Below are 14155 nucleotides of genomic sequence, written 5' to 3' on the forward strand. Positions count from 1 at the left end.
TGCTTCATCGGAAAACTCGGCGGGTGGCGTTCGGGTATTTTGCCAAAATCAGGAAGTCTTTTTCAGAGTTTCCTTAGCACCCACGCCGACGATGGGCGCGAAGCGGTGCTCACACTGCTGGAGCCCGGCAGTTGGTTTGGCGAGATTTCCCTGTTCGACAACCAGCCCCGCACTCACGATGCCTGGAGCCAAGGCGACTGCCGCTTGCTGATGATCCCCAAGGCCGGCTTTCAGCAACTGCTCGCCGAGCAACCAGCGCTTTACCCACACTTTGTGCAGCTGCTGTGCTGGCATATCCGCCTTAGCTTTTCGTTATTAGAGGACAACGCGTTTCTCAGTCTGGATGCGCGATTGGCCAAGCGCTTATTGATGCTCGCCGAAGGCTATGGCCGCACTGAAGCCAATGGTTTGCGCCTGCAACTGCATGTTTCACAAGAAACCTTAGGGCTGATGCTGTCGAGTAGCCGGCAAAGCATCAACAAGCTGCTTAAAGAGTGGGAGCGCCAAGGCTGGATCAGCCTGCACTACGGCAGTTTGACCCTGCATGACACCGCCGCACTCAGCCAACTGGCGGCCAGCAGCACATTAGGTGCGGGGGGTTAAGCCAGCTGAGTGGCCAATTCGGCCAACCAGGCGGCGGAGTCTTCCACCGGGGTGACGCTTTCACTGGCGTCCAAACGCAGCATCGGCAGCGCTTCGCTCAGGCCGAGCTCGGCAAACAGTAGCTCATGCAACTGCTCACCACCGGCACAAAAGGTATCGCCGTAGGAGGCATCCCCCAACGCAATCACCGCCGCGGGCTTGCCCATCCACTGCGGAAAGCGCTCGCGCAATTCGCAAAACAGCGGCATCAGGCTGTCCGGCAACTCACCCATGCCCGTGGTCGACGTCACCGCCAGCAGGGCATCAGGTGCAAACGCCAGCAACTCATCCAGACTCACCTTGGGCTTGTGCCACGCCTCAAGGCCTGCGGCGTTGAGTTGTTCGGCAGCGGCGTGCGCTACCTCTTCCGCCGCGCCGTACACGGACCCGGATAAAATCGCGATTTTCATCTGCACCTCAATTGCGTCATGTAAGCGCGCTATTATGCCAAAAGCACTGCGCCGCTGATGCGTCGCCGCGTTATGCTGTTAACCAACACGGACACTGTTAAGGATTACCCCATGATCAGCGCCAAACTTCTGCAACGAATGATCAACGCCTCTAACGACGGCATTGTGATTGCTGAGCAAGAAGGCGATGACAATATTCTGATCTACGTAAACCCTGCTTTTGAGCGCCTGACCGGCTACAGCAGTGACGATATTTTGTATCAAGACTGCCGCTTTTTGCAGCGCGGCGACCGCGACCAAGCAGGCCTGCGCGAAATTCGCGCGGCGATTAAGGCCGGCCAGCCTAGCCGCGTGACCCTGCGCAATTACCGCAAAGACGGCAGCGCCTTCTGGAACGAACTGTCGATCACGCCGGTGTTTAACGAAGCCGACCAACTGACCTACTTCATCGGCATTCAAAAAGACGTCACCCGTGCCGTCAACGCCGAGCAGCGGGTCAGCGAGTTGGAAGCAGAAATTAGCGCGCTAAAGGCCCAACTGGCGAACAACCACTGATCCTGCGCCACGATTTTGCCAGCAAACTTTTGATCTGAAGCCCATCACAGTTAGCCCAAGCCCGCTTGTCGGCAGCTTGGGCGACATCGCATACTTGTACTCATTCTCAATTGACCCGCAGCTTCACTGCGTTGGATTTCATCATGGGCCGCCGCGGCTTGCTCGACGAAGACGAGCTGAATTTTCTGCTGGAAGTCATGGACACCCGCCTCCCTGACGGCATCCCCCGCCACCCTCAGTTCACCGTCAATGGCGGCGACGCCGGTAACGCCATGCTGGTGCGCTTGGCCGCCAGCTCTGAATTGCAGATGACGGCGCTGTTTCGCAGCCACAAACTGGTTTTCCCTCTGCACTTGGTACAAGACGAGTTCGGCAAACTGACCTTAGAGTTGCGCCCACCGCGCATCTACGAACAAGGCCCGACGACGCGCCAGTGGCGCTTGCAGCCCCATCTACCGCTGCGTTTGCTGAGTGTCGACGGCGAACAAACCACCCTGCACATCGAGCAGATTTCCCAATCGGGCGCGCTAATTCACGGCAGCAACGGCACCCCTGAGCACCTCAAAGCGTTTATCGAGCTGCCCAGCAGCAAACGCGTGCCGGTGTCGGCAGTCAAAGTGCGCGATATTGGTAGCCAGCAGGCGGCGTACTTGCTCAGCTATGACGAGCAAGAACAGGAAGATCAAATCAACAGTTTTATTTTCGACCAGCATCGCCAACAGCACCCCGAGCTGTCGATTGACGAACACCTGGCCGACATGGGCATCTCGCAGTTCTAAGCCCGCGCCGTCAGTGGCATTGACTCACGCGAATGACTCACGCAGCCACTCAGCGCGCCTAAGTATCCAGCTGCTCTTGCAGCCAGCGCTGGGTGCGCTGCGCCAAGCTATGCCATTGCGCGCCCAAACAGGCGATACCGAGCGCTTGCAAACGCGCTTCAGCCAGCTCGGCACCCGCACCGGCCAAGCCCAGCTCGCAATCAAGCGCCATGTTGAGTTTTTCTAATGGCTTATCCAGCCAGTCGGTCGCGAACGGCTTTTGCGCAAACACCACCGCCACTTGCGGCTTTACCCGCGCGCAGACCAAGGCCAATTCGGCCAACGGCTGCTCTGCGCTGAGCAACTGCACCGTTACGCCGGCCTCTTGTAACGCCAGCCCCGCCAGCAACCACTCCAGCTCATGGCTCTGCCCAGCCGGCGCGCAGAGTAAAACTTGGATCACCTCACCGCGCCGCCCAAGCTGCAAGCGCTGCAGCACGCGACCACGCAAAAAAGTGTCGAGCATTAGCCACTGACTGCGCTTGCCGTATTGCTCCTGAGCAATCAGTAATCGCTGCCACACCGGCAACAGCACCTCGGTGAACACCGCGAGCGGGCTGTACAAGGCAAATAACTGGCCGTAGTGACGCTCCAGCTCACGCTCAGAAAACCCTTCGACGGCTTGCAACACGCGCAATTGCCACGCCTCGTACTCGCCGCTGGCTTGCACCGGCTCGCTGGCCGGCTGGTTGTGCTTGGCCAGCAGATCGCCAATTTTGCTGACCGCCACGCCGCGTTCAATCCACGCCATGATGTTGCGCACCCGCTCAACATCTTCCATGCAATACAGGCGGTGACCGCTCTCGGTGCGCGTCGGCACAATCAGCGCGTAACGGCGCTCCCAAGCACGCAAAGTCACCGGATGAATGCCGGTTAAACGCACCACTTCACGAATAGGAAAGAGGTCTTGCTGGGGCGATGGCGACGAGCTCTTGGACGCAGACATAAACAGTACCCTGACACGGTAGGCCGATTGTAACCCAGCACAAACCGGTGTTGAATGTACAAATACTGTACAAGGATTAACCCATGCCTGCTTGGCCTTTAACCCTGTATTACGACAGCCACTGCCCTTTGTGTGCGCGTGAAATCGCGCATTTGCGCCAGCACGCCTCAACCGAGCGTCTTGTCCTGGCGGACATTCATGCAGACAACTTTGAGCAGCCCACCGACTTACCAGCCGGGGGCGACCTGAGCCAACGCCTGCACGCGCGCTTTGCCGACGGGCAGTGGCTAGAAGGCTTTGACGCCACTTACTGGAGTTGGCACGCCGCAGGCCTCGGCCACTGGGTGAAACCGTTAAGCTGGCGCTGGCTCAAACCGTTCTGGCGCGTAAGCTACCGCCTGTTCATCATTCTGCGCCCGCACTTGGCCTGGCTGCCGCACCCAGACGGCCAGCGACAATGCGCCATCGACGCGCAAAACACCTGTGCGAGCGACCAGAGAGAACCGCGTTAAGCGTCTGATTAACTCACCGTCACACGGCTGGACTGGCGGCGGCGTTACACTGAGTCAGTCAGTTATCGGCCAAAAAACTCGTAAAAAGTTGTACACATACTGATTTAGGTATAAATTTTAATCATTCATCCAGCGGATCAATCCATGAGCGCACCCATTTTGATCACCGGCGCCTCGCAGCGCGTTGGCCTGCATTGCGCCCAGCGGCTGATAGAAGATGGCCACGATGTCATCATCACCTATCGCCGTGAACGCGAGCAGATCACCGCCTTACGCGCCTTAGGGGTGCGCACTCTGCAAGCCGACTTCGGCAGCACCGCCGGCATCATGGCGTTTATTGATAGCCTGCACCGCGAAACCGCAAGCTTACGGGCCATCGTGCACAACGCCTCCAGTTGGCTAAAAGAATCCGCCGGCGATGAAGCGGCCATTTTCCAGCAGCTCTTTAGCGTACACATGCTCGCGCCGTACTTGATCAACCTGCATTGCCATGACCTGCTTAGCCGCGGCGAAGGCTTGCGCGACATCGTGCACATCTCCGATGACGTGACGCGCAAGGGCAGCGCCAAACACACCGCCTACTGCGCCAGCAAAGCCGGGCTTGAAAGCCTGACCCTGTCGTTTGCTGAGCGCTTTGCTCCGCACATCAAGGTCAATGGCATTGCACCGGCCTTGTTGATGTTTAATCCCTACGACAGCCCTCAGTATCAAGAGCAAGCCTTGGCCAAATCCGCCTTGGGCATCGAGCCAGGCCCCGAGCCACTCTATCTCGCCCTGCGCAGCTTGCTCGACAACCCTTACCTCACCGGCACCACAGTGCCGCTCAATGGAGGACGCCATGTCCACTAAACTGCCCAACGCGGCCACCCAAGCGCTGGCAGACCACTACCAGCACATCCTGCAAGGCATCGGCGAAGACCCCGCCCGCGAAGGTCTGCTCGATACGCCTAAGCGCGCCGCCAAAGCCATGCAATTTCTGTGTAACGGCTACGACAAAACCCTTGATGAAGTGGTCAACGGCGCGCTGTTTGAGTCGGACAACGACGAGATGGTGATCGTGCGTGACATCGAACTGTATTCACTGTGCGAACACCACCTGCTGCCCTTTATTGGCAAAGCGCATGTCGCCTACATCCCCACCGGCAAGGTGCTGGGCTTGTCTAAAGTGGCGCGCATCGTCGACATGTTCGCGCGCCGCCTGCAGATTCAAGAAAATCTAACCCGCCAAATTGCCGATGCGGTGCAGCAAGTGACCAACGCGGCCGGCGTGGCGGTGGTGATTGAGGCCAAGCACATGTGCATGATGATGCGCGGCGTGGAGAAGCAGAACTCGGTGATGAGTTCTTCGGTGATGCTCGGCGCGTTCCGCGAATCGTGCAACACTCGCCACGAATTTCTGCAACTGATTCACCGGAGTCACTGATGGCACGTTTGGAATCTGGCATGGCGCGCATCCGCATTAAAGATTTGCGCCTGCGTACCTTCATCGGCATCAACGAAGATGAGATCAAGAACAAACAAGATGTGCTGATCAACATCACCGTGCTCTACCCCGCCGAAGAAGCCGTCGCCGAAAACGACATTGAGCACGCCGTGAACTACCGCACCATTACCAAAGCGGTAATTCGTCATGTGGAGGAGCACCGCTTTGCTCTGCTTGAACGCCTCACCCAAGAGGTACTCGCCGTGGTGATGCAGCACCCGCAGGTGCGCTATGCCGAGGTCGAAGTCGATAAGCCGCATGCGCTGCGCTTTGCCGAGTCGGTCTCCATCACGCTGGCCGAGCACCGCTAGCAGGGTTGTTCATCGGCGGCGAGCGTTTTACCCTGCCCGCCGCACAGGAGACTTGCCATGACCGAACAACAACGCCTTGAGTTAGAAGCCGCCGCTTTTCGCCGCCTTGTCAGCCACCTGCAAACACGGACTGACGTGCAAAACATCGACCTGATGAACTTGGCCGGCTTCTGCCGGAACTGTTTATCCAAGTGGTACAAAGCCGCCGCCGACGAACAACAGGTTGAGCTCAGCCAAGAGCAAGCACGCGAGCTTATCTACGGCATGCCGTACGAGCAGTGGAAGGCGCAATATCAACGCGAAGCCAGCAGCGAACAATTAGCCGCCTTTGCCCAGAGCAAGCCCGAATGAGCGCGCTAAAGGCGTTTCGCCAGAGCCTAACCCGCGACCAACATCTGTTTGCCGACACTTTGGCGTTTATTGCCGAGCATTACGCCTACCAGCCACAAGCTTTCGATAACGGTGGTGTGCACAACCCTGCCGGCAGCAACGAAGGCTCGTGCAAGCTGCTCGGCTTGGCCACGCTCGAAGGCTTATCCACTGAAGAGTGCTTACGTGCCTTCGGCGAACATTACCGCGCCGTGCTGGCCAACCCCACAGGGGATGATCACGCCAATATTCGCGCGCTAATGCTGCACGGCTTAGCCGGCGTGAGCTTCGCCCAACAGCCTCTGAGTAGAAAGCCCGCTTAAGCCGTTACCCGCGCACGGGCCGGCATTTCACCAAGCACCGCCTATAATGAGCTTAAGCTCGTTATAAGGCTGTCTGGATGCCGCTACGCACCCGCTTATTGCTGCTGTTCGTCCCCCTGCTGCTGACCACTCTGGCGGCGGTTTGGTTGCTCGCGCAAAACACCTTGCTGGCCCGTTTTGATCGCTCTGATCGCGAAGAAATCAGCACGCGACTGGAGCAGCTCAATCGCCAGCTGTATTTCAACCAGCGACAACGACTGGCCATCGTGCGCGACTGGGCATGGTGGGACGACACCCTAGCCTTTATCGACAACCCATCAGACGACTACCTCGACAGCAACCTTGATGACAGCACGCTTGAGAACCTCAACCTGCACTTCATCTTATTTTTTAATGCCGAACGCCAACTTATCGCCAGCCTATGGCGCGACGTGGATGAACAAACCTTGCTGTCGCTCAATGAGCAGCCCACCACCCACGCTCAAACGCTACCCGAGCGCACGCTAAGTAAACTTAAGCAGCTCGGCCTGGATCAAACCCAAGCCGATAGCGAACAGGGCCACGCCCTGCACCTGGCCATCGGCAACAACGCGGTACTGGTCGTACAAGCCCCAGTGACCGACAACGACAAAACCGTTTCGCCGCGCGGCAGCTTGGTAATGGGGCGTTTTTTAGATCAGCAATGGCTAGAAGAGCAGCAAACGCAATTACGCACGCCCATTACGTTCAGCCAGTCAGCCCCAAGCGGCAGCGGTTATCCGCTCAACAACTCACTGCTCGTCACCCACTCCAGCAGCCTCAGTTATCCGCCGAGTAGCCTGCCTAACCAGCGCTTACTCGGCCAGCTCACGGTCATTGATGCCCAACAACAGCCGCAGTGGAATATGCACATCAACCTGCCGCGCACCTTGTACCTACAAGGCCAATCCAGTGTGCGCTTCTTTTTGATCAGCGCCTTTGTGCTGGCCGGTATTGGCTTGTGTATTGGCTTTTTGGCCTTTGAACACTGGGTGCTTAGCCCATTACGGCGCATTGATGACGGCATCAAGGACATCGCCAGCGCACAACTTAAACGCCTGCCACTGCACGGCAACGACGAGCTCACCAGCTTAAGCCACAGCATTAACCGCATGCTCGAAGAGCGTGAGGCCAACGTTGCACGCGAGCAGATGATCCTCGACAACATCAAAGACGGTTACTGCGAACTCGACCGCGACGGCCGCTTTGTACGTACCAACCCCACCCTGCTAAATTTATTGGGCTTTAACGAAAGCAATGTCGCCCAACACACCTGTTTTGATCGCTTACCCGACAGCATCCAACACACGGCGAAAAAGTTTTTTGCTTTAGCCATGCAGGGCGAGCAGAAAATCCCGCCATTCTCCAGCGAGTACATTCGCGGAGACGGCTCGCACGGGCACTTTGAAATTCGCTTAAGCCATATTCACGACCAAAACGGCGCAGTCTGTGGTCTGCGGGGTATTTTGCGCGACACCACACGGCAGGAGGCCTACCAAAAAACCCTGCTCGACATGGCCTACCGTGATGCTCTTACCGGCCTTGGCAACCGCAAAGCCTTCAGTGAGCAACTGAACAACCTGTGTCATACCGATGAGCACTTTGCCTTGCTGTTTATCGATCTGGATCAGTTCAAGCAGGTTAACGATCGCTTTGGTCACGACATTGGCGATCAACTCCTAAAAACCATGTCCAAGCGGTTGGCTGGCGCGTTACGCGGGGAAGACCAAGTGTTCCGCTTAGGCGGTGACGAGTTCACCGTGCTGCTACCCAGCACCCAACGCGATCACGCCTGGCAGGTCGCGCAGCGCCTACTCAGCAGCGCCGGCGAAGTGTGCGAGGTCGATGGCATTCGCATCGATTTTGTGACTCCCAGCATTGGACTCGCCCTCTTCCCAGACGATGCCAACGACAGCGAAACACTTCTGCGCGCCGCCGATCTAGCCATGTATGAAGCCAAGCTCTCGCGCAATCACGTGGTGCGCTTTACCACCGATCTGCGCAGCAAAAACAGCAGCCCTGAGGCACAACCCAAACCGTCCTAGGCGACAGCTTCCGTTACACTAGCGTCTTCGTCGTAACAGGAGTGCCGATGTGACCACCGCCCCTATTTCTGCGCCGCAGTACTTTATTGAAGGCTTTCGCTTCATGCTGCGCCCCGGCCTGCGCGCCTTTGTCGTGCTGCCCTTACTGATCAACCTGCTGGTCTTTGGCGGTCTGATTGCCGCCGCCTGGCACGAGTTTGACTACTGGGTTAATTACTTCATGCCCAGCCTGCCGGATTGGGCCAGTTTTCTGACTTATATCCTGTGGCCTTTGTTTGCCCTGCTGGTGCTGGTGATGGTGTTTTTCACCTTCACCATTTTCGCCAACCTGATCGCCGCGCCGTTTAATGGCTTTTTGGCCGAAAAGGTCGAAATCATGGCCCGTGGCGAAGATCGCACCCAGCCTTTTCGCTTCAGTGACTTAGCCCCCTTGGTGGGCCGCAGCATCGCCCGCGAATTGCGCAAATTGGCCTACTTTGCCCCACGCGCCATTGCCTTGCTGATCTTGTCGTTTATTCCCGGCATCAACCTGATTGCCGCACCGCTGTGGCTTGTGTTTGGTGCGTGGATGATGGCGGTGCAATACATCGACTACCCCTGCGATAACAATCAAGTCAGCTTCCCTGACATGCTGGCCTGGCTGCGCCAGCGGCGCATGGGTTCGCTGGGATTTGGTGGTGTGGTGTACGTCGCCACGCTGATCCCGCTGGCTAACCTGCTGTGCATGCCGGCCGCCGTCACCGGCGCGACCCTGTTTTGGGTGCGCGAAGAAACCGCCCCGGCCGCCGCATAAAGCCCCCAAGGCAGCACCCGCACGCTGTCATTTTTTGCTCACACCACTGTCATTAACCTGCCACGCGCAGGCCCGACAGTGGTGTGATGCAAACATCAGCCCCATCATCCTTAGCCATTGCCCTGATTTCCGAAACCTTTGCACCGGAGATCAACGGCGTGGCCCGCGTACTGCTGCATTTGTGTGAAGGCCTGCGGCAACGCGGCCATCGCGTACAGGTCATCCGCCCGCGCCAAGGTCAGGAACCGCGCCGCCAAGACGACACCTTATTGGTTCGCGGCGCGCCGATCCCGGGCTATCCCGACCTGCAATGGGGGGTGTCGGCCTATCATCGCTTACTGCGGCACTGGCGCAGACAGCGCCCCGATGTGCTCTACGTCGCCACCGAAGGGCCGCTGGGGCTCTCCGCGGTCCGCGCCGCCAATAAGCTGGGGATTCCGGTACTCAGCGGCTTTCACAGCAACTTTCAACAGTACACCGCGCACTATGGCTTGAATTGGCTCGGCGGCTTGTTGGCGCGCTATTTGTGTTGGTTTCACAACCGCTGCCAAAACACCCTCACGCCCAGCGAGCCCCAACAACGCTTGCTGCACCGTATGGGCATTCATAAGGTCGCCGTGCTGGGGCATGGGGTCGACGCCACGCACTTCAACCCGGCACAGCGCAAGCAAAGCCTGCGCGAGGAATGGGGCGTAGAGCAGAACACGCCTGTGTTGCTGCATGTCGGTCGTCTCGCGGCCGAAAAGAACCTCACCCTTTTACTGCGCAGCTATCAAGCACTGCGTGAGCGTGGCCACAGCCCCAAATTGGTACTGGTCGGCGACGGGCCGCTGCGCTCATCGTTAGAACGCGACTTGCCCGAGGCGATTTTTACCGGCGTGCTGCGCGGCCAAGCCTTGGCCGAGCATTACGCCAGTGCCGACATGTTTGTCTTCCCATCGTGCTCTGAAACCTTCGGCAATGTCTTGCTGGAGGCCATGGCCAGCGGTTTGGCCATCGTGGCCATCGACCACGCCGCTGCCAGTCTGCATGTTCAGCCGGAGCACAATGGCCTGCTGGCGCAGCCAGAAGATGAGCTCGGTTTTATTGAACACGTTTGTACGCTGTACGAATCCAGTGAAAGCCGCCGTCGCTTGCGTCTCAATGCGCGCAAACACGCGACGGCACAAGGCTGGCCCACGATCGTGGCGGCGTTTGAGCAGCACTTGCTCAGCCTATGTCAGCCCGCCGGCACCACGACACCTGCGCCATCCGCAGCCCAGGTGCCGCTGGGTGAATCACAGCGCGTGTGAGTCGCCGGCGAACGCGGCAACCAACGCGCCGGCGCCCAAGTTGATCATGCCGGTCATGCTGAGAGGCGCCAGATACAAGCTCACCCCACGCTTGGGGCACAGCTGCTCCAACGCTTGGTAGCTGGGCATGGCGCGCAGCTCATCCATATTGCCGGCATAGCTGATGCATAAGTGCGGGGCTTCCAGTGACACGCTGTCGACGCGCGCGGCCAAAAAGCTGAACAACTTATCCGCCGCTTTGGCAAAGCCTTTTCCACCGACGTGCACCTTCTCGATGCCGTTGCGCACTTCAATAATCGGTTTGACATCCAGCATCGAGCCTAGGCCAAGCGCCGCGCCTTTTAGCCAAATGGCCGCCCCTTTGCGGTTCTCGCCTTTCTTCAGCGCCTCATTGCGCAGGCGCTCCAAGTCATTGGGCAGGATGTAGACACCGATTTGGCTGCGCAGCTTTTCTAACAATGTGCGAATCGCGTTGGGGTGCGCACCCGCTTTGAGCAAGCGCACCGCTTCCGCCGCCAGTGCACCCTGACCACAAAAGACGGTTTCGCTATCAATCACGCGCAGGACAAAATCACCCTCCTGCCCTGCTTTGACGCGCTTTTCTTGCGCTTTGGCCATGACTTCGGTGGAGGCTTTAGCCGCTTGCTCGTATACCCCACTGCGGGCGGCGGCAACGGTCATGCAGTAGACCAGGTCGTAATGCTCGACCAACTCTTCCAAAATCCAAGGCTGCAACTGCTCGGATGAGACCGGCGAGGTATGACTGGCCGGCAGGCCACCGGCTTCAACGCGCGTTAAGAAAGCTTGCATGGTGTCGGGATTGCGCCGGTCAACCACCAGCTCGTCACCCAGGTGCAGATGAATCGGCATGACGCGAATGTCATGCTCACGCAGGAACTCATGGGGCAAATCACACGTGGCATCCACCACCAAACCAATGCGCATAGCTCACTCCTAATCCGCCTGCGGGCGGTCATTTTGTTGTTATGGGAGTGCTTTTACGCAAAAAAACAGGCGTAAAAGCCTGTCGGACAATGTGCCGCAATGTGAAACGCTTCACAAGCCAAACCGAGGTCGGGTACGGCACCCGCCTCGGCTATTTTCGGCTTACACCAGTGACATCAGCGCATCGCGCGAGAACGGTTTGATATCGGCCAAACGGTTTTCACGCACTTTAATCGCCCAGTCTGGGTCAACCAGTAACGCGCGGCCTACGGCCACCAAATCAAACTCTTGCTTGTTCAAACGCTCGAGCAAGCTTTCGATACCGGCCGGCTGCGCCACTTTGTCGGTATTGACCATAAACTGCAGGAACTCGCCATCCAGCCCCACGCTGCCGACGGTAATGGTGGGCTTGCCGGTTAGCTCACGCGTCCAGCCTGCCAAGTTCAGGTCAGAGCCTTCGAACTCGGGCTCCCAAAAGCGGCGAGTCGAGCAGTGGAAGATATCCACGCCGGCCTCAGACAACGGCTGCAAGAACTCACCCAGCTGCTCGGCGGTTTGTACCAAGCGGGCGGTGTAATCCTGCTGCTTCCACTGCGAGAAGCGCAGAATGATCGGATAGTCCGGACCAACGGCAGCGCGCACAGCCTTGATCAGCTCAATCGCAAAGCGCGAGCGGTTGGCCAAACTGCCACCGTAACCGTCGGTACGCTGGTTGCTGCCTTCCCAGAAGAACTGGTCGATCAGATAACCGTGGGCGCCGTGGATTTCCACGCCGTCCATACCAATGCTTTGCGCGTCTTTGGCGGCTTGGGCGAACGCGGCAATAACATCGTCGATGTCTTGCTGGGTCATGCCGTGCACAACGACCTTACCGTCTTTAAGTTTTTCCATCGGGCCGTAACCGGGCACGCTGGCATCCGGTTCGGTGCCCAGCTTGCGCACATTACCGACGTGCCACAGCTGCGGCACAATCTTGCCGCCTTCAGCGTGCACGGCGTCGACCACTTTCTTCCAACCGGCTAGCGCGTCTTCACCATAAAAACGCGGCACGTTGGGGTAGCCGTTGCTGGCTTGATGGTTGACCGTGGTGCCCTCGGTGACAATCAGGCCAACGCCGGCAGCTGCGCGGCGACGGTAGTACTCAATCACCTTGCTGTTAGGCACGCCGCCCGGGGAAAAAGAACGGGTCATCGGTGCCATCACCACACGGGTGGGTAGCTCCAGATTGCCAAGGCGGAAGGGTTCAAACAAAGCATCAACAGGGGCTGACATGCGTTCTCCAGTGCCGGCAGATGACCGGTCGTCTCAATGATGTGCCACGCACAAGCTTGTGGCGCAGTGGCATCGGTTAAGGGGTGAGTAAACGCTCCAAGCGCTGCACAAAAGCAGAGACAGGGGCGAGGTCGTTACTGACTTTCAAGCGGGTTAAAACACCCTGCCACGCATTAGCGATAAACAAGGCTAGATTGCTGCAATCCTCATCGGCGGCTAATTCGCCGGCGTGCTGGGCTTGTTGCAAACAAGCCGCTAACAAGGCCACCGACTCGGCCAAAATCTTATCGACCTGCTCGCCCAGCGCCGGCACCACGTCGCTCATCTCAAAGCTTAAGCTGCCAATAAAGCAGTGGTACTGCGCGCCGGTTTGCTGGGCAAAGTGCTGTTCTAAATCGCGGTAATAGGCCAGCACGCGCGCCACAGGGGTGAGGGCCGGATTGCTCAAGGCTTGTTGATAGCGCGCCAAGCGCGGGCGATAGATGGCTTCTAACGCGGCAAGGGCGAAGTCTTCTTTGCTGGCGAAGTAGTGATAAAAGCTGCCTTTAGGGATCCCAGCGGCTTGCACGATTTCCTGCACACCGGTGCCGTGGTAACCGCGACGGGTAATCACCGCCGCGCCTTTGGCCAGAATCAGTTCGCGTTTATCAAGTTTGGCTGTTTGCATACGGCGAGCATATGACCGGTCGTCTCGCTCGCCCACCACTATTGATTTAAGTGATGATGCAACCCTGCAGACTGGCGCATGCGAGTCGCCGCGCCGCCACCGTTTGCCGGCGGTTAGTGCTTGCTCTCAAGACGCAGCACGCCGTTGTCTTCTTTAAAGCTCACCCGCGACAGCCAGCTCATGCCCAACAACGCATCGGTGGGGAACTCGCCAGACAGCACCACGGCCTCCACCCCCAACACCTCAATGCCGCCGATCTTCACGCTATTGAGCTTGACCCGCCAGCCCGAGACGTTGCCGCCCGCCGTGCTGGCGACCATCGGCGTACCCGCGACGCGGTAATCGATACCTAGGCGCTTGCCTTGGCTTTCATTCATCGCAATCGAGGTCGCGCCGGTATCGACCATAAACTGCATGGTTTGCCCGTTAACCGCACCGGTAACCCAATAGTGGCCGTTGTTGGCGCGGGCCACGCTCAGCCCCGCTTTGGCCTCGCTAACGCTGGCGGCCGCGGTGGTATCGCGGCTTAAACCGAAGGTGCGTTGCACGCCGTCGATTTCCAGCACCGCCTCACGCGTGGTGGCACTGATCACCTTGACCCCTTGTGGCCCGGTTTGTCCGGCGCGCACCAGCTTGCGCTGACCGTCGACCATCAGCACAGCGGCATCATTAAACAGCCCGACCACCTGCACATTGGGTGCAGCATGTAGCGACATCGCTCCCACTGCCAACACGGCAGCCGCCATCCACGACT

The 14155-nt window shown here is 58.4% G+C and carries 18 protein-coding genes; 12 read left to right on the forward strand and 6 right to left on the reverse strand.

All coding sequences use genetic code 11. The annotated features are described in order from the left end of the window. Positions 1-603: Crp/Fnr family transcriptional regulator (locus MKI83_RS12970; RefSeq protein WP_241587081.1), on the forward strand; the 603-nt coding region annotated here is incomplete at its 5' end. On the opposite strand, the gene MKI83_RS12975 is transcribed toward MKI83_RS12970, so the two are convergent. Continuing rightward, positions 600-1052 (reverse strand): flavodoxin, encoded by a 453-nt coding sequence (locus MKI83_RS12975; protein ID WP_241587083.1) that lies wholly within the window; start codon positions 1050-1052, stop codon positions 600-602. The two genes, MKI83_RS12970 and MKI83_RS12975, sit on opposite strands and share 4 nt — an antisense overlap. Positions 1053-1163: 111 nt before the next feature. On the opposite strand from MKI83_RS12975, the gene MKI83_RS12980 reads away from it, so the two are divergent. Together MKI83_RS12980 and MKI83_RS12985 are read left to right on the forward strand one after the other, a co-directional pair. Continuing rightward, entirely contained in the window at positions 1164-1607 is a 444-nt protein-coding gene (locus tag MKI83_RS12980; protein WP_241587085.1) for a PAS domain-containing protein, read from the forward strand. Positions 1608-1750: 143 nt separating this feature from the next. Next, positions 1751-2386, forward strand: a complete 636-nt coding sequence (locus tag MKI83_RS12985; RefSeq protein ID WP_241587087.1) for a hypothetical protein — start codon at positions 1751-1753, stop codon at positions 2384-2386. A 58-nt stretch (positions 2387-2444) separates the two neighbouring features. Here MKI83_RS12985 and MKI83_RS12990 read toward each other — a convergent pair whose 3' ends face one another. Continuing rightward, the gene (locus tag MKI83_RS12990) at positions 2445-3371 is read right to left on the reverse strand and encodes a MerR family transcriptional regulator (RefSeq protein ID WP_241587089.1); all 927 of its coding nucleotides are present in this window, start codon (positions 3369-3371) and stop codon (positions 2445-2447) included. Between the two features lie 83 nt (positions 3372-3454). Here MKI83_RS12990 and MKI83_RS12995 point away from each other — a divergent pair, with 83 nt between their 5' ends. From MKI83_RS12995 to MKI83_RS13035, 9 genes are all read left to right on the forward strand, one after another. After that, positions 3455-3883 (forward strand): thiol-disulfide oxidoreductase DCC family protein, encoded by a 429-nt coding sequence (locus MKI83_RS12995; protein WP_241587091.1) that lies wholly within the window; start codon positions 3455-3457, stop codon positions 3881-3883. Between the two features lie 144 nt (positions 3884-4027). Next, positions 4028-4732 (forward strand): dihydromonapterin reductase, encoded by a 705-nt coding sequence (gene folM, locus MKI83_RS13000; protein ID WP_241587093.1) that lies wholly within the window; start codon positions 4028-4030, stop codon positions 4730-4732. Continuing rightward, entirely contained in the window at positions 4722-5306 is a 585-nt protein-coding gene (folE, locus tag MKI83_RS13005) for a GTP cyclohydrolase I FolE (RefSeq protein WP_241587095.1), read from the forward strand. Before folM ends, folE begins: the two co-directional genes overlap by 11 nt. Continuing rightward, positions 5306-5677: a dihydroneopterin triphosphate 2'-epimerase gene (folX, locus tag MKI83_RS13010; protein ID WP_241587097.1), complete on the forward strand. Its 372-nt coding sequence runs from the start codon at positions 5306-5308 to the stop codon at positions 5675-5677. Before folE ends, folX begins: the two co-directional genes overlap by 1 nt. 57 nt (positions 5678-5734) lie before the next feature. After that, positions 5735-6028: a DUF1244 domain-containing protein gene (locus tag MKI83_RS13015; RefSeq protein ID WP_241587099.1), complete on the forward strand. Its 294-nt coding sequence runs from the start codon at positions 5735-5737 to the stop codon at positions 6026-6028. After that, entirely contained in the window at positions 6025-6369 is a 345-nt protein-coding gene (locus MKI83_RS13020; RefSeq protein WP_241587101.1) for a HopJ type III effector protein, read from the forward strand. The genes MKI83_RS13015 and MKI83_RS13020 overlap by 4 nt, the downstream gene beginning before the upstream one ends. A 77-nt stretch (positions 6370-6446) precedes the next feature. Continuing rightward, on the forward strand, positions 6447-8432 hold the full coding sequence (locus MKI83_RS13025; RefSeq protein WP_241587103.1) for a sensor domain-containing diguanylate cyclase: 1986 nt from the start codon (positions 6447-6449) through the stop codon (positions 8430-8432). Between the two features lie 49 nt (positions 8433-8481). Further along, the gene (gene cysZ, locus MKI83_RS13030; RefSeq protein WP_241587105.1) at positions 8482-9225 is read left to right on the forward strand and encodes a sulfate transporter CysZ; all 744 of its coding nucleotides are present in this window, start codon (positions 8482-8484) and stop codon (positions 9223-9225) included. Positions 9226-9311: 86 nt separating this feature from the next. Continuing rightward, a complete protein-coding gene (locus tag MKI83_RS13035; protein ID WP_241587107.1) occupies positions 9312-10517 on the forward strand; it encodes a glycosyltransferase family 4 protein in 1206 nt (401 codons plus the stop codon). Here the strand turns inward: MKI83_RS13035 and MKI83_RS13040 are convergent. From MKI83_RS13040 to MKI83_RS13055, 4 genes are all read right to left on the reverse strand, one after another. After that, a complete protein-coding gene (locus MKI83_RS13040; protein ID WP_241587110.1) occupies positions 10503-11462 on the reverse strand; it encodes a DegV family protein in 960 nt (319 codons plus the stop codon). The two genes, MKI83_RS13035 and MKI83_RS13040, sit on opposite strands and share 15 nt — an antisense overlap. A 162-nt stretch (positions 11463-11624) precedes the next feature. Next, positions 11625-12734 carry an NADH:flavin oxidoreductase gene (locus MKI83_RS13045; RefSeq protein ID WP_241587112.1) on the reverse strand — a complete coding sequence of 370 codons (1110 nt, stop codon included), beginning with the start codon at positions 12732-12734 and terminating at the stop codon, positions 11625-11627. Positions 12735-12810: 76 nt separating this feature from the next. After that, positions 12811-13401, reverse strand: a complete 591-nt coding sequence (locus MKI83_RS13050; RefSeq protein WP_241587114.1) for a TetR/AcrR family transcriptional regulator — start codon at positions 13399-13401, stop codon at positions 12811-12813. 113 nt (positions 13402-13514) lie between these two features. Further along, the gene (locus MKI83_RS13055; protein ID WP_241587632.1) at positions 13515-14147 is read right to left on the reverse strand and encodes a retropepsin-like aspartic protease family protein; all 633 of its coding nucleotides are present in this window, start codon (positions 14145-14147) and stop codon (positions 13515-13517) included. Between the last annotated feature and the right edge of the window lie 8 nt (positions 14148-14155).

The organism is Atopomonas sediminilitoris (assembly GCF_022601735.1).
Taxonomy (GTDB): domain Bacteria; phylum Pseudomonadota; class Gammaproteobacteria; order Pseudomonadales; family Pseudomonadaceae; genus Atopomonas; species Atopomonas sediminilitoris.